14 protein-coding genes are annotated in these 14,736 nt (G+C 64.8%); 6 read left to right on the top strand and 8 right to left on the bottom strand.

The window, feature by feature from the left end:
• Positions 1-57: 57 nt before the first annotated feature.
• Together G7Z99_RS00885 and G7Z99_RS00890 are read right to left on the bottom strand one after the other, a co-directional pair.
• On the bottom strand, positions 58-2,565 hold the full coding sequence (locus G7Z99_RS00885) for an ABC transporter permease (RefSeq protein WP_181091159.1): 2,508 nt from the start codon (positions 2,563-2,565) through the stop codon (positions 58-60).
• Complete coding sequence (locus G7Z99_RS00890) at positions 2,562-3,248, bottom strand: ABC transporter ATP-binding protein (RefSeq protein WP_181091161.1); 687 nt, start codon at positions 3,246-3,248, stop codon at positions 2,562-2,564. Before G7Z99_RS00890 ends, G7Z99_RS00885 begins: the two co-directional genes overlap by 4 nt.
• 10 nt (positions 3,249-3,258) lie before the next feature.
• On the opposite strand from G7Z99_RS00890, the gene G7Z99_RS00895 reads away from it, so the two are divergent.
• From G7Z99_RS00895 to G7Z99_RS00905, 3 genes are all read left to right on the top strand, one after another.
• Positions 3,259-3,864, top strand: a complete 606-nt coding sequence (locus G7Z99_RS00895) for an arylesterase (protein WP_181091163.1) — start codon at positions 3,259-3,261, stop codon at positions 3,862-3,864.
• A gap of 61 nt (positions 3,865-3,925) precedes the next feature.
• Positions 3,926-4,207, top strand: coding sequence for a hypothetical protein (locus G7Z99_RS00900; RefSeq protein WP_181091165.1), 282 nt, complete (start codon positions 3,926-3,928; stop codon positions 4,205-4,207).
• 106 nt (positions 4,208-4,313) lie between these two features.
• Positions 4,314-5,291 (top strand): L,D-transpeptidase family protein, encoded by a 978-nt coding sequence (locus tag G7Z99_RS00905; protein WP_181091167.1) that lies wholly within the window; start codon positions 4,314-4,316, stop codon positions 5,289-5,291.
• 135 nt (positions 5,292-5,426) lie between these two features.
• Here the strand turns inward: G7Z99_RS00905 and G7Z99_RS00910 are convergent, their stop codons facing one another.
• Positions 5,427-5,681, bottom strand: a complete 255-nt coding sequence (locus G7Z99_RS00910) for an Lpp/OprI family alanine-zipper lipoprotein (protein WP_181091169.1) — start codon at positions 5,679-5,681, stop codon at positions 5,427-5,429.
• Between the two features lie 486 nt (positions 5,682-6,167).
• Between G7Z99_RS00910 and G7Z99_RS00915 the strand changes: the two genes are divergently transcribed.
• Positions 6,168-6,449, top strand: a complete 282-nt coding sequence (locus tag G7Z99_RS00915) for a GNAT family N-acetyltransferase (RefSeq protein ID WP_060393119.1) — start codon at positions 6,168-6,170, stop codon at positions 6,447-6,449.
• 117 nt (positions 6,450-6,566) lie between these two features.
• Here the strand turns inward: G7Z99_RS00915 and G7Z99_RS00920 are convergent, their stop codons facing one another.
• A complete protein-coding gene (locus tag G7Z99_RS00920; RefSeq protein WP_181091171.1) occupies positions 6,567-7,646 on the bottom strand; it encodes a 3-deoxy-7-phosphoheptulonate synthase in 1,080 nt (359 codons plus the stop codon).
• A gap of 306 nt (positions 7,647-7,952) precedes the next feature.
• Between G7Z99_RS00920 and G7Z99_RS00925 the strand changes: the two genes are divergently transcribed.
• The gene (locus G7Z99_RS00925; RefSeq protein ID WP_181091173.1) at positions 7,953-8,456 is read left to right on the top strand and encodes a universal stress protein; all 504 of its coding nucleotides are present in this window, start codon (positions 7,953-7,955) and stop codon (positions 8,454-8,456) included.
• Between the two features lie 115 nt (positions 8,457-8,571).
• Entirely contained in the window at positions 8,572-9,546 is a 975-nt protein-coding gene (gene cysB / locus G7Z99_RS00930) for an HTH-type transcriptional regulator CysB (RefSeq protein WP_181091175.1), read from the top strand.
• Between the two features lie 219 nt (positions 9,547-9,765).
• Here the strand turns inward: cysB and G7Z99_RS00935 are convergent, their stop codons facing one another.
• The 4 genes from G7Z99_RS00935 to rloB form a co-directional block, all read right to left on the bottom strand.
• Positions 9,766-10,500 carry a phosphoadenylyl-sulfate reductase gene (locus tag G7Z99_RS00935; protein ID WP_181091176.1) on the bottom strand — a complete coding sequence of 245 codons (735 nt, stop codon included), beginning with the start codon at positions 10,498-10,500 and terminating at the stop codon, positions 9,766-9,768.
• A 113-nt stretch (positions 10,501-10,613) separates the two neighbouring features.
• The gene (pabB, locus tag G7Z99_RS00940; RefSeq protein WP_181091178.1) at positions 10,614-11,957 is read right to left on the bottom strand and encodes an aminodeoxychorismate synthase component I; all 1,344 of its coding nucleotides are present in this window, start codon (positions 11,955-11,957) and stop codon (positions 10,614-10,616) included.
• A 262-nt stretch (positions 11,958-12,219) separates the two neighbouring features.
• A complete protein-coding gene (locus G7Z99_RS00945; protein ID WP_181091180.1) occupies positions 12,220-13,200 on the bottom strand; it encodes an alpha-L-glutamate ligase-like protein in 981 nt (326 codons plus the stop codon).
• Positions 13,200-14,735: an osmotic stress tolerance membrane protein RloB gene (gene rloB / locus G7Z99_RS00950; RefSeq protein ID WP_181091182.1), complete on the bottom strand. Its 1,536-nt coding sequence runs from the start codon at positions 14,733-14,735 to the stop codon at positions 13,200-13,202. The genes G7Z99_RS00945 and rloB overlap by 1 nt, the downstream gene beginning before the upstream one ends.
• Position 14,736 lies beyond the last annotated feature (1 nt).

Here is a 14,736-nt window from a genome sequence, read left to right on the forward strand (position 1 = left end):
TCGCTGAGGCCTGACCTGCGGCCGCACCGAGCGGCGCGCAGGGGGACGGGCAGCCCCTCAGGACTCCCTCAGCACGGTCAAGGGGCTGGTCGTGAGCGCCCGCCGAGTGCCAAGCACGCCCGCCACACCGACCAGCAGCGCGCCGAACAGCGGCAGCGCCAACAGCCAGGGGTGTGGCGCCCAGGGCAGGGCGAAGGCGAAGCGATACAGCACCAGGGTGATCACCTCGCAGCCGAGCGCCGCCAGCAGGCCGCTGACGGCGCCCAGCAGCCCGAACTCGATGCGCCGGGCGGTCACTAGCAACGCGCGCCTGGCGCCCAGGGCCCGCAGCAGGGCGCCTTGGCGGATGCGTTCGTCCAGCGTCGCTTGCAGGCCGGCGAAGAGCACGGCCAGCCCGGCCGCCAGGACGAACAGCAAGACGAACTCCACGGCCAGCGTCACTTGTTCGAGGATGCTGCGCAACTGCTCGAGCAGGGCGTCGACCTGCAGCAGCGTGACCGCCGGGAAGGCACGCGACAGCGCGACCACGGCCTGGTCGTGCCCAGGCGCCAGATAGAAGCTGGTGAGGTAGGTGGCGGGCAGCCCCTGCAGGGTGTCCGGCTGGAAGATCATGTAGAAGTTGGGCTGGAAGTTGTCCCAGTGCACCGAGCGCACACTGCTGACCTGGGCCTGGCGCACCTCGCCGCCGATGTCGAAGCGCAGGACATCGCCCAGTTTCAGTTCCAGGCTGCGGGCCAGCTCGGCCTCCACCGAGACGCCGGGCACAGTGCCAGGCGTCGGGGCGGCCTGCCACCACCGACCTTCGGTCAGCGCATTGCCCGCAGGCAGGTCGGCAGACCAGGTCAGGCTCAGGTCACGCTGGACGGCGCGTCCTCCGGTCGAGTCCTCGACCACGCGCTCGCGCACCGGTTGATCATTGATGGCTACGAGGCGGCCTGGCAGGACAGGGTAGAGTGGCGCTGCGCTGGCGCCGATCGAGGCCAGGCGTTGTGTGAACGGTTCCCGGTCTTCGGGCAGGATGTTCAGCGCGAAGTGATTCGGCGCGTCCTCGGGCAATTGCGCCTGCCAATTGTCGAGCAATTCACCGCGCAGCAGGGCGACCAACGCCATGGCCATCAGGATCAAGCCGAAGGCCAAGGCTTGCCCGGCGGCGGACAACGGGTGACGCAACAACTGGCCCAGGCCCAGGCGCCAGGGCAACGGTGCATCGCCCAGCAGGCGACGTACACCGCGCAGGCCCAGCAGGAGCAACCCACCCAGTACCCCGGCCGCGATCAGGCCACCACCGAGCAACGTGAACGTGAGCAGCAGGTCGAGGCTCAGCCGCCACATGATCAGGCCCAGGGCCAGCAGCGCTGCGCCATACACCAGCCAACTGCTGAGCGGAACGGGCAGCAGGTCACGGCGCAACACGCGCAGGGGCGGGACACGGCCCAGCGCGGCCAGCGGCGGCAGGGCAAAGCCTGCCAGCGCCACCAGCCCGGTGCCGATCCCCGCCAGGGCAGGCGCCAGGCCCCCGGCAGGGACCTCCGGCGGCAGCAGCCCGTGCAGCAGGCGGAACAGGCCCAGTTGCGCCAGCCAGCCCAAGGCCGCACCTGCGCAGGCTGCCACCAGGCCAAGCAGGGCCAGCTGCAGGCAGAACAGGCTCAAGGCTTCACGGCGCGACAGCCCTAGGCAACGCAGCAGGGCGCTGGCATCGAGCCGTCGCGCCGCATAGCGACTGGCCGACAGGGCAACGGCCACACCCGCCAGCAGGACCGCCACCAGGCTGGCCATGTTCAGGTAGCGCTCGGCCTTGCCCAGCGCACCGCCGATCTGCTGGTTGCCATCGCGTGTATCGCGCAGGCGCTGGTTGGCGTTCAGGGTAGGTTCGATGCGGCTCCGGTACGCGCTCAAGGCTGTACCTCCGCCGCGCCAGAGGTCGCGGTAGGTCACGCGGCTGCCCGGCTGCACCACACCAGTGGCGTCCAGGTCCTTCAGGTTGATCAGGACACGTGGCGTCAGGCTGTAGAAATTGCCGGCGCGGTCCGGCTCGTAGGTCAGGACGCGGGCGATGCGCAGACTCTTCTGGCCCACGTCGATGCGGTCACCGACCGACAGCGCCAAGGCCACCAGCAGGCGGGCTTCCACCCAGGCCTCTCCTGGCGCCGGGGTGCCACCGGGCGATTCGGTTGCGTAGGGCGCTGCGGCGCTGCGCACCTGGCCACGCAGGGGGTAAGCCTCGTCGACGGCCTTGATGCTGGACAGCTGAATGCCCTGGTCGGAAGCCACCACGCTGGCGAACTCGACCACATGGGCCTCGGCCATGCCTGAGGCACGCCCGATGGCGTGCTGTGCCTGTGTGGCGGGCGAGGAGCCTTGCAGCACCAGGTCGGCCCCCAGGAATTCGGTGGCGCGCAACTGCATGGCGCCGTTGAGGCGTGCGCCGAAGTAACCGATGGCGGTGCTGGCGGCAACGGCCACGAGCAGGGCGAAGAACAGCACGCGCACTTCGTGGGTGCGCGTATCGCGCCAGACCTGGCGCAGGGCCAGGCGGCACAGGCGAGTCAGCGGAACCTGGCTCATCGTGGCGCCTGCGCGGTCACCAGGCGACCGCCCTCCAGGCGGATCGAGCGCCTGCAGCGTTGTGCCAGCCGCCCATCGTGGGTGACCAGCACCAGGGTCGTGCCGCGTTCCTGGTTGAGTTCGAACAACAGGTCACTGATGCGCTCGCCCGTGTGGCTGTCCAGGTTGCCGGTCGGTTCATCGGCGAACAGCACCGAGGGCTCTGCGGCGAACGCGCGCGCAATCGCCACCCGCTGCTGTTCACCCCCCGACAGCTGGCGGGGCGAATGGGTCAGGCGCTGGCCCAGGCCGACCCGTTCGAGCAGGGCGCGTGCCTGGTCGCGCGCGTCACGGCGGCCTTCCAGTTCCATGGGCAACATGACGTTCTCCAGCGCATCGAGGCTGTCGAGCAGCTGGAACGACTGGAACACGAAGCCGACGTGCTCGGCCCGCACCTTGGCGCGCTGGTCCTCGTCGAGCGTCCCCAGGTCATGACCGGCGAGCGTCACCGTGCCGCTGGTCGGCTGGTCGAGGCCGGCCAGCAGCCCGAGCAGGGTCGACTTGCCCGAGCCCGAGGCGCCCACGATGGCCAGGCTGTCGCCTGGCTCGAGCGACAGCGACAGGGGGTGCAGAATGGTGAGGTCGCCTTCCGCGCTGGGGACCACTTTGCTAAGGTGCTGCACAACGAGAATGCTGGGGACCATGGAGATTCCAATGCGAAGGTGGTGGATGAGTATCGGTCTTGCAGCGTGCTGCCTGGCCCAGAGCGCGATGGCGGGCACCGTCCTGGTGGTCGGCGACAGCATCAGTGCCGGTTTCGGGCTGGACCCTGAGTACGGTTGGGTGTCCCTGTTGCGACAGCGGGTGCAGGCCGAGGGTTTCAAGGACCAGGTGGTCAATGCCTCGATCAGCGGTGACACCAGTGCCGGCGGACAGGCGCGCTTGCCGGCTCTGCTGGCCAGGCACACGCCGACGCTGGTGGTGGTGGAGCTGGGCGGCAATGACGGCCTGCGTGGGCAGCCGCCCCAGCAGCTCGAGAAGAACCTGGGCAGCATGATCGACGCCTCGCGTGCCGCAGGCGCCAAGGTGGTACTGCTCGGGATGCGCCTGCCGCCCAATTATGGGGTGCGTTATACCACGGCGTTCGCGCAGGTCTACGAGACGCTGGCCCAGCAGAAGTCGGTCCCGCTCGTGCCGTTCTTCCTGGAAGGGGTCGGCGGCGTCCCCAGCCTGATGCAGGCCGATGGCATCCACCCTGCGCAAAAGGCCCAGCAGCAGCTGCTGGAAAACGCCTGGCCGGTGATAAAACCGCTGCTCTGACGCTTTTATCGGGGGCCGCTTTCGGCTAATGTGGCGCCCCCCGCTCTGGAACACCTTGTTGATGCCACGCCCTGCCTGGTCCCTTCACGCCTACCAGTTGATCGAGCCTGACGATCAGCTCGACCTGTTCGCCTGCCAGGAAATCCGCGTCCACCTGATCGCTCGTCAGCTGGAGCTGGGCGCGCCGGTCGACCGTACATTGTGCGGGGGGCTGCTGCCGGCGCAGCCACGGTGGTCGGCCGTGCCCAGGACGGTTCACCGCGATGACCGGCTGTGTCCGTTGTGCAAGGCGATTCTCGAGGCTCAGCGGCGTGGTACGCGCCCGGTCTGGCCGGAACTCTGACCGCCGTTGATCATCTGAATGGCTAACCTGGCCGTGTTCCATGCCGAGGGCTCGCGCGCCGGTATACAATCGCCGCTCTTGCCCTCCCTGATGAAGGATTTACCGGATGTTGCAGCGATTTCCCGCCGTCGCTCGTCGCCTTTCCCTGGCTGCCCTGCTGACGACAGGACCCGCCATGGCATTGGAGTTGCCGTTGCCCCCGCCGGGTGAGGACATCGTCGGTCAGGTCCAGGTGATCAAGGCCAAATACGAAGACACGTTCGCCGACATCGGCACGGCCAATGACCTGGGCTACCTGGAGATGATCGCCGCCAACCCGGGCGTCGACCCCTGGCTGCCGGGAGCGGGTACCGAAATCGTACTGCCGACGCGCTTCATCCTGCCGCCGGGGCCGCGTGAAGGCATCGTGATCAACCTGGCCGAATACCGCCTGTACTACTACCCCAAGGATGAGCCTGTTGTGCACACCTACCCCCTGGGGATCGGGCGCGAAGGGTGGGGCTCGCCCATCGCCACGACCAAGATCGTCGCCAAGACGCCCAACCCGACCTGGACGCCGCCGGCTTCGATTCGTGCCGAGCATGCGGCCGACGGAGATATCCTGCCAGCCGTGGTGCCGGCCGGCCCTGACAACCCCTTGGGGCCGTTCAAGTTTACATTGGGCTTGCCGGGTTACTTGATCCACGGTTCCAATAAGAAGTTCGGCATTGGCATGCGCACCAGCCATGGCTGTTTCCGCATGTTCAATAACAATGTACTGGAACTTTCGGAGCGAGTGCCGGTCGGCACGCCCGTGCGTATCATTAATGAGCCTTACAAGTTCGGCAAGAGTGCAGGAGCGGTCTACCTGGAGGCGCACACGCCACTGGATGACCATGGCGACCCTTCGGTAGTCGACAAGCACACGACACTGGTCAATACCTTGCTCAAGCGCGAGGACCTGACGCACAACGTGCGCATGGACTGGGACACGCTGCGGGACGTGCTTGCTGCCGAGGACGGTCTGCCTGTCGAGATCGCCACGCCGCTCGATGCCTCGCAGTCGGCGTCGATGGTCTCGGACATTCCTGAAGAGATACGTTGAGAGCGCGCAGCGCCTGACGTCTTGCCGCGTGCAGTACCGATGTGAACCTGCCCGACCGACCCGTCGAGGTCGGTTCAATCAAGAAAAAAGGCCGGCCCTGCAAAGGGTCGGCCTTTTTTCAATCCCTGAGGATGCTTACTTGCGGCTGGCTTTGTCCAGCATGCGCAGGGCGCGCTCATTGGCTTCGTCAGCGGTCTGCTGAGCTTTCTGAGCGGCAGCCATGGCGTCATCGGCTTTGCGGTAGGCTTCGTCGGCACGTGCCTGAGCACGGGCAGCGGCGTCTTCGGTAGCGGTCAGACGCGCTTCGCTTTCCTTGGTGTGGCTGCTGCTGCAACCGGTTGCCAGGACGGCGGCCAGCGCCAGAGCAGAGAATTTCAGAGCATTGTTCATCGTGTTCCCCTCAAGGACTTTAATCCATCTCGTAAGTAGCCATCTCTCGCAAAAGAGAAACTGGCCGTCGTACATAGTACTCATTACTTGTAGTAAGTAAACGGACGTTGTGCAAGAAACGTGAAAAAAATGGTGCCATCATGCATCGGCGCGTAGTGGACTCGCCTACTGCAGGGCCGTAGTAGAAAAGTGTATCGATACGGTAACTTTTCCTTGAACCAACTTGGTGATCTCGTGTCTGCACCTGTTGGTGTTCCTACATACAGTTTCTTCTTGCGGCGTTTTCGTGCTCATTGCCTGCTGACACGATTCTGTCATTTCGATGTGTTGCCGCTTGAGCAACCTGGCCTGAGGCGCTTACTATCGCAAGGGCATGCTGGCGACCCAGGCATCGTGCGCCTGTCACACGCGAACGTCCGGGGCCGTGCCGGCAGTACGAACAGTCGATGAAGAAAAGGTCTAGGCAAGGGCCTACTAGGAGTTGCGATGAACGAAGCGCTGAGCATTCACCATGACCAGGCAGGTCATCAATTCGAAACCAGCGTGGACGGTCATCGTGCCTACCTGACGTACATGGACCTGGGCAAGCAGACCCTGGACATCTACCGCACGTTCGTGCCCAACGCCCTGCGCGGGCGCGGCATCGCCGCGGCGCTTACCGAGCAGGCGCTGGCGTATGCCGAGCAGATGGGCTACACGGTCATTCCATCGTGCTCGTACGTCGAGCGCTACATGGAGCGTCACCAGCGTCAGGTGCACAAGACCTGACCGATGCGTCGGGGTGCCGGGCATGGCCTGGCGCTCCGATTGCCCAAGCCGCTTCGCGGCATGTCCTCGCATCGACCGAAGGCGCCCCGTCGGCCTGGGCGCCCCCTTCGGAACCGATCAGTGCTCGCGCTGACGACGCGGCAGCACGTCCTTGAGCTTGTCACGCATGCTGCGCAGGGCTTTTTCCGTGGCAGACCAGTCGATGCACGCATCGGTGACCGATACGCCATACTGAAGCTCGGACAGGTCTTTGGGAATCGACTGGCAGCCCCAGTTCAGGTGGCTTTCCACCATCAAGCCGATGATCGACTGATTGCCTTCGAGGATCTGGTTGGCCACGTTGTCCATGACCAGCGGCTGCAAGGCCGGGTCCTTGTTGGAGTTGGCGTGGCTGCAGTCGACCATGATGTTGGCCTTGATCTTGGCCTTGGCCAGGTCCTGCTCGCACAGCGCAACGCTGACCGAGTCGTAGTTGGGCTTGCCATTGCCACCGCGCAGCACCACGTGCCCGTACGCGTTCCCCTTGGTGGTGACGATCGAGACGCCACCCTCCTGGTTGATGCCCAGGAAGCGGTGGGGTTTGGAAACCGACTGCAAGGCATTGATCGCCACGGTCAGGCCGCCATCGGTGCCGTTCTTGAAACCGACCGCCGACGACAGACCCGAGGCCATTTCACGGTGCGTCTGCGACTCGGTGGTGCGTGCGCCGATGGCCGACCAGCTGATCAGGTCCTGCAGGTACTGCGGCGAGATCGGGTCGAGTGCTTCGGTCGCGGTCGGCAGGCCTTTTTCGGCCAGGTCGAGCAACAGCTTGCGCCCGATGTGCAGGCCGTCCTGGATCTTGAACGAGTCATCCAGGTAAGGATCGTTGATCAGGCCTTTCCAGCCGACGGTGGTGCGCGGCTTTTCGAAGTACACCCGCATGACCAGGTACAAGGTGTCGGACACTTCCTCTGCCAGCACCTTCAGGCGCTCGGCATACTCGTGCGCGGCGTCGATGTCGTGGATGGAGCAGGGGCCCACGACCACGAACAGGCGATGATCCTTGCCGTCCAGGATGTTGCGCACCACGTCGCGACCGGCGGTCACGGTCTGCAAGGCGCTGGCGCTGAGAGGAAGCTCCCGCTTGAGCTGATCGGGGGTGATCAGCGTTTCATTGGAAGCGACGTTGAGGTCATCGATCGGTAAATCAGCCATCGTGTTACTCGTCAGGTCACGGGCGTCGGCCGCCAGCAAACCCCGTGCGGCCCAGCCGTTGGATTGTTCGAGGCGGGGAGCCGAACCTTAGCGCGTTATACAAGGCGGAACAATGCTTCGGGTCATGGCAGCGGCGTTTTAGGCATACCGGCCCACACGCGCCCTGGCGACCTTGTCTCTGCACGCTCGCCTGGACCCACGGGGTAACCTGGGTGCATGGCCTGCGCGCGCAGGCCGACAGGCCAAATGTCGGCCCTGCGTCTAAGCTCAATCGTGCCCTGCCCACGCGGCAGTCGAGGAGGTCGCATGGTTCGCTCCCTGCTGTACGCTACCGACCTGGGGGCCTACGCGCCCTTGGTGCTGCAACACGCGCTGTCCCTGGCACGTGCGTTTCAAGCCGAGCTGTATGTGATCCACGTGGTGGAGCCGATGGGGCGGTTCGCCGAGTCGCTGCTGCAGAGCTACCTGGATGAGCGCACCTTGGATCGCTTGCACAGCCAGGGCGTCGGTGTGGTCATGGCGAACATCGAGCAACAGGTGCTGGACACCTTTCGCCAGGACCTGGGCGAAACGGCCGATCTGGCGCTGATCAGGGCGGTCCGGGTGCGGCAGGGCGATCCGGCTCAGGTGATTCTCGACCAGGTCCGCCGGCTGGGCGTCGATCTGCTGGTCTTCGGCAGTCATGCCCAGCGTGCCGAGGGCGATGTTCCAGTCGGTCGTACAGCCGCTCGGCTGATGCAATTGTCGTCCGTGCCTGTGTACATGGCGCCGCTGATGCGCCAGCTCGATCAACGCTTGGATCAGGTCTGAGGCACCGACACACCGCTGATAAGAAAAGAGTTCTATGTTGGCGTTGTTATCCCCTAATATGGTTATAAATCGTTGCCGGCAGCACGGCGGGCCATCGCCGATCCGAGGGATCTCTATGAAGCTTCAACAACTGCGCTACATCTGGGAAGTGGCGCACCACGACCTGAACGTCTCCGCGACCGCGCAGAGTCTCTATACGTCTCAGCCTGGCATCAGCAAGCAGATCCGCCTGCTCGAAGATGAACTGGGGGTCGAGGTGTTCGCGCGCAGTGGCAAGCATCTGACGCGCGTCACGCCGGCCGGTGAGCGGATCATCACCACGGCCGGTGAAATCCTGCGCAAGGTCGAAAGCATCAAGCAGATCGCCCAGGAGTTCTCCAACGAGAAGAAAGGCACGCTGTCCATCGCCACCACGCACACCCAGGCGCGCTATGCGCTGCCGCCGGTGATCAGTGGCTTCATCAAGCAGTACCCGGAAGTGTCCTTGCACATGCACCAGGGTTCGCCCATGCAGATCGCTGAAATGGCGGCCGATGGCACCGTGGACTTCGCCATCGCCACCGAAGCGCTGGAGCTGTTCGGCGACCTGATCATGATGCCGTGCTACACGTGGAACCGGTGCGTGGTGGTGCCCCAGGGTCATCCGCTGGCCAAGCTGCCCAAACTGACCCTGGAAGCGGTGGCCGAGTACCCGATCGTGACCTACGTGTTCGGGTTCACCGGGCGCTCCAAGCTGGACGAGGCCTTCAGCCATCGCGGGCTGACGCCGAAGGTGGTGTTCACCGCCGCCGACGCCGACGTGATCAAGACGTACGTGCGTTTGGGATTGGGCGTGGGCATCGTGGCCGGCATGGCGGTTGACGCCAAGCTCGACAGCGACCTGGTGGCGCTGGATGCGAGCGAGCTGTTCGAGCCGAGCATCACCAAGATCGGTTTCCGTCGCGGGACCTTCCTGCGTGGCTTCATGTGCGATTTCATCGAGACGTTCGCGCCGCACCTGACCCGTGACGTCATGGCCAAGGCGATCCAGTGCCACAACAAGCAGGAGCTGGAAGAGCTGTTCGCGGGGGTGGAGCTGCCGGTGCACTGAGGCACCAGTGGAGGGTCACGAGCTGCACGCTGCAAGCGGGTGGAGCTGCCCTGGCAGGGTGGCCAGGTGAACGGTGGGGCAGATGCTGTGGGCCGCAGGCGGCCCAATCGCGGCACAGGGGCTGCTCCTGCAGTCAAGCCGGGGGCGCCGGACCGGTCCTGAGGGCTACAGGATCAGCACTGAACATGGAGCCTCTCCCGAGGCTCCTGTCGCTTGTCGTCAGCTCCTGGCAATCAGGTTGCCTGCATGCAACCCACATTCCTTCTGCGTCGACTCCTCCCACCACCAGCGGCCTTCACGCTCGTGCTGGTTGGGCAGCACGGGACGTGTGCAGGGCTCGCAGCCGATGCTGATGAAGCCGCGCTCGTGCAGGCTGTTGTAGGGCAGCTCGAGCATGCGGATATAGCCCCAGACTTCGGCGCTGGTCATCTGCGCCAAGGGGTTGAACTTGTACAAGGTACGCTCGGGGGTGGAGAAGGCAGCGTCGATCTCGATCACCGGCACATGGCTGCGTGTGCCAGGGCTCTGGTCGCGACGTTGTCCGGTCGCCCAGGCGCTGACGGTGGACAGCTTGCGACGCAGGGGCTCGATCTTGCGAATCCCGCAGCATTCCCCGTGTCCATCCCGGTAGAAACTGAACAGGCCCTTCTGCTTGACGAACGGGTCGAGCAGGTCGCGGTCCGGGCTCAGGATGTCGATCGACAGTGCGTACTGCTCGCGAACCTGGTCGATGAAGCGGTAGGTTTCCGGGTGCAGTCGGCCGGTATCCAGGCTGAACACTTTGACCTGCTTGTTGAGCTTCCAGGCCATGTCGAGCAGTACGACGTCTTCGGCGCCGCTGAAGGAGATCCACAGGTCGTCACCGAAGTGCTCGAACGCGAGTTTCAGGATCTCTTGGGGGGACTTGTCGGCATAGGTCGCGGCCAGGGCAGCGACGTCGAGAGGTTGGCTCATCAGGCGGTTTCCATGCGTGTAATGGCGCTGTGCGCTCGTAGTGCGCAAATGGTAACAAAATTACGCACGACGAGGGGCACACGCCGGGCCTGGCCACGGCGTGCACGGCCGTCCTACAGGCGCTGCAGCGTTTCCATCAGCACCCGGACCTTGGCGATGGATTCCTCGTACTCGTCCTCCCAGCGCGAATCGCCCACCACCGCGCCGCCGCCCCAGCAACTGACCTGGCCATCCTTCACCAGCAGGCTGCGAATGGCGATGGAGCTGTCCATCTCGCCACGTACATCGAGGTACAGCAGCGAGCCGCAGTACAGCGCCCGGCGCGTCGGCTCCAGTTCGTCGATGATCTGCATGGCGCGGATCTTCGGCGCCCCGGTGATCGACCCGCCAGGGAAGCTGCCGGCGATCAGGTCCAGTGCGTCGTGGTCGGTGGCCAATTGCCCCGTGATGCTGCTGACCAGATGGTGGACGTTCGGGTAGCTTTCCAGGCTGAACAGTTCGGGAACCTTGACCGAGCCGACCGCGCAGGTGCGTCCCAGGTCATTGCGCAGCAGGTCGACGATCATCAGGTTCTCGGAGCGGTCCTTGAGGCTGGCCTGCAGTTCGGCGGCGTTGCGCGCATCCTGCACCGGGTCGGCGTCACGAGGACGGGTGCCCTTGATGGGGCGGGTCTCCACCGTACCGGCGCTGACGCGCACGAAGCGCTCCGGCGAGAAGCTCAGCAGCGCGCTGCCGTCAGGCAGCCGCCGGTAGCCGGAAAAAGGGGTAGGGCAGGCCTGGCGCAAGGCCTGGTAGGCGTGCCAGGGATCCCCCTCGCAGGGCGCGCGAAAGCGCTGGGTCAGGTTGATCTGGTAGCAGTCGCCGGCCTGGATGTAGGCCTGCACTCGCTCGAAGGCCTGGCGATACTGGCCGGCCTCGAGGTCGCCGCGCATGGGGGCCAGCAGACGGAAAGGGCTGTGGGCCTGGGCAGCAGGCGTCTCGAACAGTGCGACCAGCCGTTGGCGCTCCTGGGCCGCCAGGCAAGGGTGAAAGACCAGGTGGGTCAGGCGCCGCTGGTGATCGCTGACCAAGGCCCAGGCGTATAGTCCAAGGTCCGCGTCGGGCAGGCCCAGGTCATCGCGGGCCAGCGTCGGCAATCGCTCGAGGCGCCGCCCGAAATCGTAGCTCAGGTAGCCGATCAGGCCGCCAGCGAAAGGCGACTCGCAGCCCTCTGGCAATTGCGCAGGCCCCAGGGTCTGCAAGGCAGCGCGCAGGCGCGCCAGAAAGACCGTGCCGTGCTCATCGGCCTGGGGCTGGAACTGCTCGACAGGCCAGGCGCTGGCCAGGTCGAAGCGCCCACGCGTCGCGCCGGGGCGCGCGCTGTCCAGCAGGATCGCCCCCGGCGCCTCGCGCAAACGGGCGAAGTACACGGCAGGGTCGGGCTGATAGGGCAGAGGGTAAAGCGTACAGGTCGGCATGCGGATCAAAGGCGCTTGAAGTCGAGGCAGCGATTGTAGTCGGCCCCGTCATCGACGCCTAGCGCTGCGCGCTTACAGGCCGGTAGAGGCCAGGTCGCTCGTTGGCGTATAGCAGTCCAAGGCCTGAAGGCGTCACAGTAGGTCTCCCCAGCCACAGGTATCCCCTGTGGGAGCCGGCTTGCCGGCGATGACGGCGGTACAGGCACCGCCATCGCTGCCATCATGCCAACCCTGGTCAAAACAGCCTTCGGACCTGGATGCTTCAGGCATGCGGCAGATGGCCGAACAGATTCTGCGCCACCTTCACCCGCTGCGCCGCATCCTCTTCGATACCCTCCTTGGCCAACGCCTCGATGTGCGCTTCGATGGCATGGGTGCGCTGGGTCAGGCCGCAATCGTTGGCGATCTGGATGTTCAGGCCGGGTCGTGCGTTGAGCTCGAGGATCAACGGCCCGCGGTCCTGGTCCAGCACCATGTCCACCCCGATGTAACCCAGCCCGCACAGCTCGTAGCAGCCTGCCGCCAGCTTCATGAAGCCGTCCCAGTTGGGCAACTGCACCCCGTCCACCGCATTGGTGGTGTCCGGGTGCTTGCTGATGATGTTGTTCAACCAGGTGCCGCGCAGGGTCACGCCCGTCGCCAGGTCCACGCCCACGCCGATCGCGCCCTGGTGCAGGTTGGCCTTGCCGCCGGACTGCCGGGTTGGCAGGCGCAGCATTGCCATCACCGGGTAGCCCATCAGCACGATGATGCGGATGTCGGGCACGCCTTCGTAGCTGATGCTCTTGAAGATCGGGTCGGGCGTGACCCGGTATTCGATCAGCGCCCGATCGCGGTGACCGCCCAAGGAATACAGGCCGGTCAGGATGCTCGAGACCTGATGCTCGATCTCTTCGTGGCTGATGATCTTGCCCGACACCGTCCGGTAGCGGCCCTCGAAGCGGTCGGCGATCACCAGGATGCCGTCGCCACCGGCGCCCTGGGCCGGCTTGATGACGAAGTCGGTGCGCCCGCCGATGATCTGGTCGAGCTTGTCGATGTCCTTCTCGGTCTCGATGACGCCGTACATCTCGGGCACGTGGATGCCCGCGGCGAGCGCTCGCTCCTTGGTGATGATCTTGTCATCGACGATCGGGTACAGATGGCGCTTGTTGTACTTGAGCACGTAGTCCGCGTTGCGCCGGTTGATGCCCATGATGCCCCGGGCTTCCAGGGCTTTCCAGGTCTTGATCAGTCCGAACATCAGCTGTCAGCCTTTTTCAGAAAGGCCTTGAACCGTACCAGCTCGGTCAGGCGATAGCCGCGGTAGCGACCCATCGCCAGCATGAAGCCGACCAGGATCAACAGCACCGCCGGGAAGGTGAAGACGAAGTAGACCAGCTCCGGCACCATCATCAGCAGGTGCGCCAGCGACGCGGCGAACAGGGTGCCGATGGCGACTTTCATGGCGTGACCGCCGCCACGCTCTTCCCAGGTGATGGACAGGCGCTCGATGGTCATGGTCAGGATCACCATCGGGAACAGCGCCACCGACAGCCCGCGCTCCAGGCCCAGCTTGTGGCTGAACAGGCTGATCGCGGCGATCAATATCACCACGAAGGTCAGCACCACCGACAGCCTGGGCAGCATCTGCAGCTTGAGGTGCTCGAGGTACGAGCGTAGCGACAGGCCCAACGCCGTGATCACGGTGAACAGCACGATGCCGAAGCCCAGCTGGGTCTCACGGAAGGCCAGGGCGATCAGTACTGGCGTGAAGGTCCCCAGGGTCTGGAGGCCGATCAGGTTGCGCAGCACCAGGATCACCAGCACGCCGATCGGGATCATCACCATGATCATGAAGGTCTGCTGGGTCTGCAGCGGCAGCCCGTAGAGCGAATATTCGAGGAAGTCGGCGTCGGTGTTCTCGTCGGTCACCTTGGTCAGGCGGATGGCATTCATCTCGCTGCTGCTCAGGCTGAAGGTGACGTTGACCTTGCGCCCGCCATCGACGGTGATCAGGTTGTCGTCGCCGGTCCACCACAGCAGGCGATCGCTCGGCAGGCCCTGTTCGCCGGTGTCGGGGTTGAAGTACAGCCAGTCCTTGCCGTTGAAGCTGCGCAGCCACAGCTCGGGCGTCTGCGGCACGTCGGCCACCAGGCGCACGGTGTGCACCTTTTCCATCGGCACGTGGGCGATGGACAGCAGCAGGTCGATCACCTTGGCCTTGTTCAGCGGCGAGGTATCACCGGCCAGCAGCAGCTTGACGTTGTCGTCGTTGAGGTTGTTGACCCGCTTGATGGTTTCGCTGACGAAGGTCTCGACGTCGGCCGAATGCTGACGAATCGGCGCCATCAGCGCTTCGGCAGCGATCTTCTCGGGGCCGTCCACCGCCAGGCTGTCACGGAAGGTCGGGCCCTTGACGGTGGCCTTTTCCGTGCTGTAACGCTTGGTCAGCACCAGTCGGTAGTACAACGTCTGGTTGCCGCTGGCACGGCGTGCCGACCAGGTCACCTTGCGGTTGCCATCGGCGCGATTGACGCTGAACCCGTAATTGTTGGAGATGAAGCTTTCGGTGATGCTGACATAGTCGCGGTTCAGCGGCGGCACGAACATCTGCACCTTGACCGGGTCCTTGCTGCTGGCGACGAACTCGACCTTGGCATCGATGTTCCACAAATCGTCGGTCTCGTTTTCGGTCACCGGGATGTCGAGGACGTAGATCTGATAAGCCGTGACCGCCACGCCCAGCAGGACCAGGACGGTGATCAGGATTTTCAAATGAAGCGTAAGAGAGCGCATC

Source organism: Pseudomonas entomophila (genome assembly GCF_013523165.1).
GTDB classification, from domain to species: Bacteria; Pseudomonadota; Gammaproteobacteria; order Pseudomonadales; family Pseudomonadaceae; genus Aquipseudomonas; species Aquipseudomonas entomophila_A.

Excerpts from the sequence above, each read along its gene's own strand:
- cysB (WP_181091175.1), top strand. The coding sequence starts at position 8,572 with ATGAAGCTTCAACAACTGCGCTACATCTGGGAAGTGGCGCACCACGAC.
- G7Z99_RS00885 (WP_181091159.1), bottom strand. The coding sequence starts at position 2,565 with ATGAGCCAGGTTCCGCTGACTCGCCTGTGCCGCCTGGCCCTGCGCCAG.
- G7Z99_RS00925 (WP_181091173.1), top strand. The coding sequence starts at position 7,953 with ATGGTTCGCTCCCTGCTGTACGCTACCGACCTGGGGGCCTACGCGCCC.
- pabB (WP_181091178.1), bottom strand. The coding sequence starts at position 11,957 with ATGCCGACCTGTACGCTTTACCCTCTGCCCTATCAGCCCGACCCTGCC.
- G7Z99_RS00945 (WP_181091180.1), bottom strand. The coding sequence starts at position 13,200 with ATGTTCGGACTGATCAAGACCTGGAAAGCCCTGGAAGCCCGGGGCATC.
- G7Z99_RS00895 (WP_181091163.1), top strand. The coding sequence starts at position 3,259 with ATGCGAAGGTGGTGGATGAGTATCGGTCTTGCAGCGTGCTGCCTGGCC.
- G7Z99_RS00910 (WP_181091169.1), bottom strand. The coding sequence starts at position 5,681 with ATGAACAATGCTCTGAAATTCTCTGCTCTGGCGCTGGCCGCCGTCCTG.
- rloB (WP_181091182.1), bottom strand. The coding sequence starts at position 14,735 with ATGCGCTCTCTTACGCTTCATTTGAAAATCCTGATCACCGTCCTGGTC.
- G7Z99_RS00935 (WP_181091176.1), bottom strand. The coding sequence starts at position 10,500 with ATGAGCCAACCTCTCGACGTCGCTGCCCTGGCCGCGACCTATGCCGAC.
- G7Z99_RS00915 (WP_060393119.1), top strand. The coding sequence starts at position 6,168 with ATGAACGAAGCGCTGAGCATTCACCATGACCAGGCAGGTCATCAATTC.
- G7Z99_RS00900 (WP_181091165.1), top strand. The coding sequence starts at position 3,926 with ATGCCACGCCCTGCCTGGTCCCTTCACGCCTACCAGTTGATCGAGCCT.
- G7Z99_RS00905 (WP_181091167.1), top strand. The coding sequence starts at position 4,314 with ATGTTGCAGCGATTTCCCGCCGTCGCTCGTCGCCTTTCCCTGGCTGCC.
- G7Z99_RS00890 (WP_181091161.1), bottom strand. The coding sequence starts at position 3,248 with ATGGTCCCCAGCATTCTCGTTGTGCAGCACCTTAGCAAAGTGGTCCCC.
- G7Z99_RS00920 (WP_181091171.1), bottom strand. The coding sequence starts at position 7,646 with ATGGCTGATTTACCGATCGATGACCTCAACGTCGCTTCCAATGAAACG.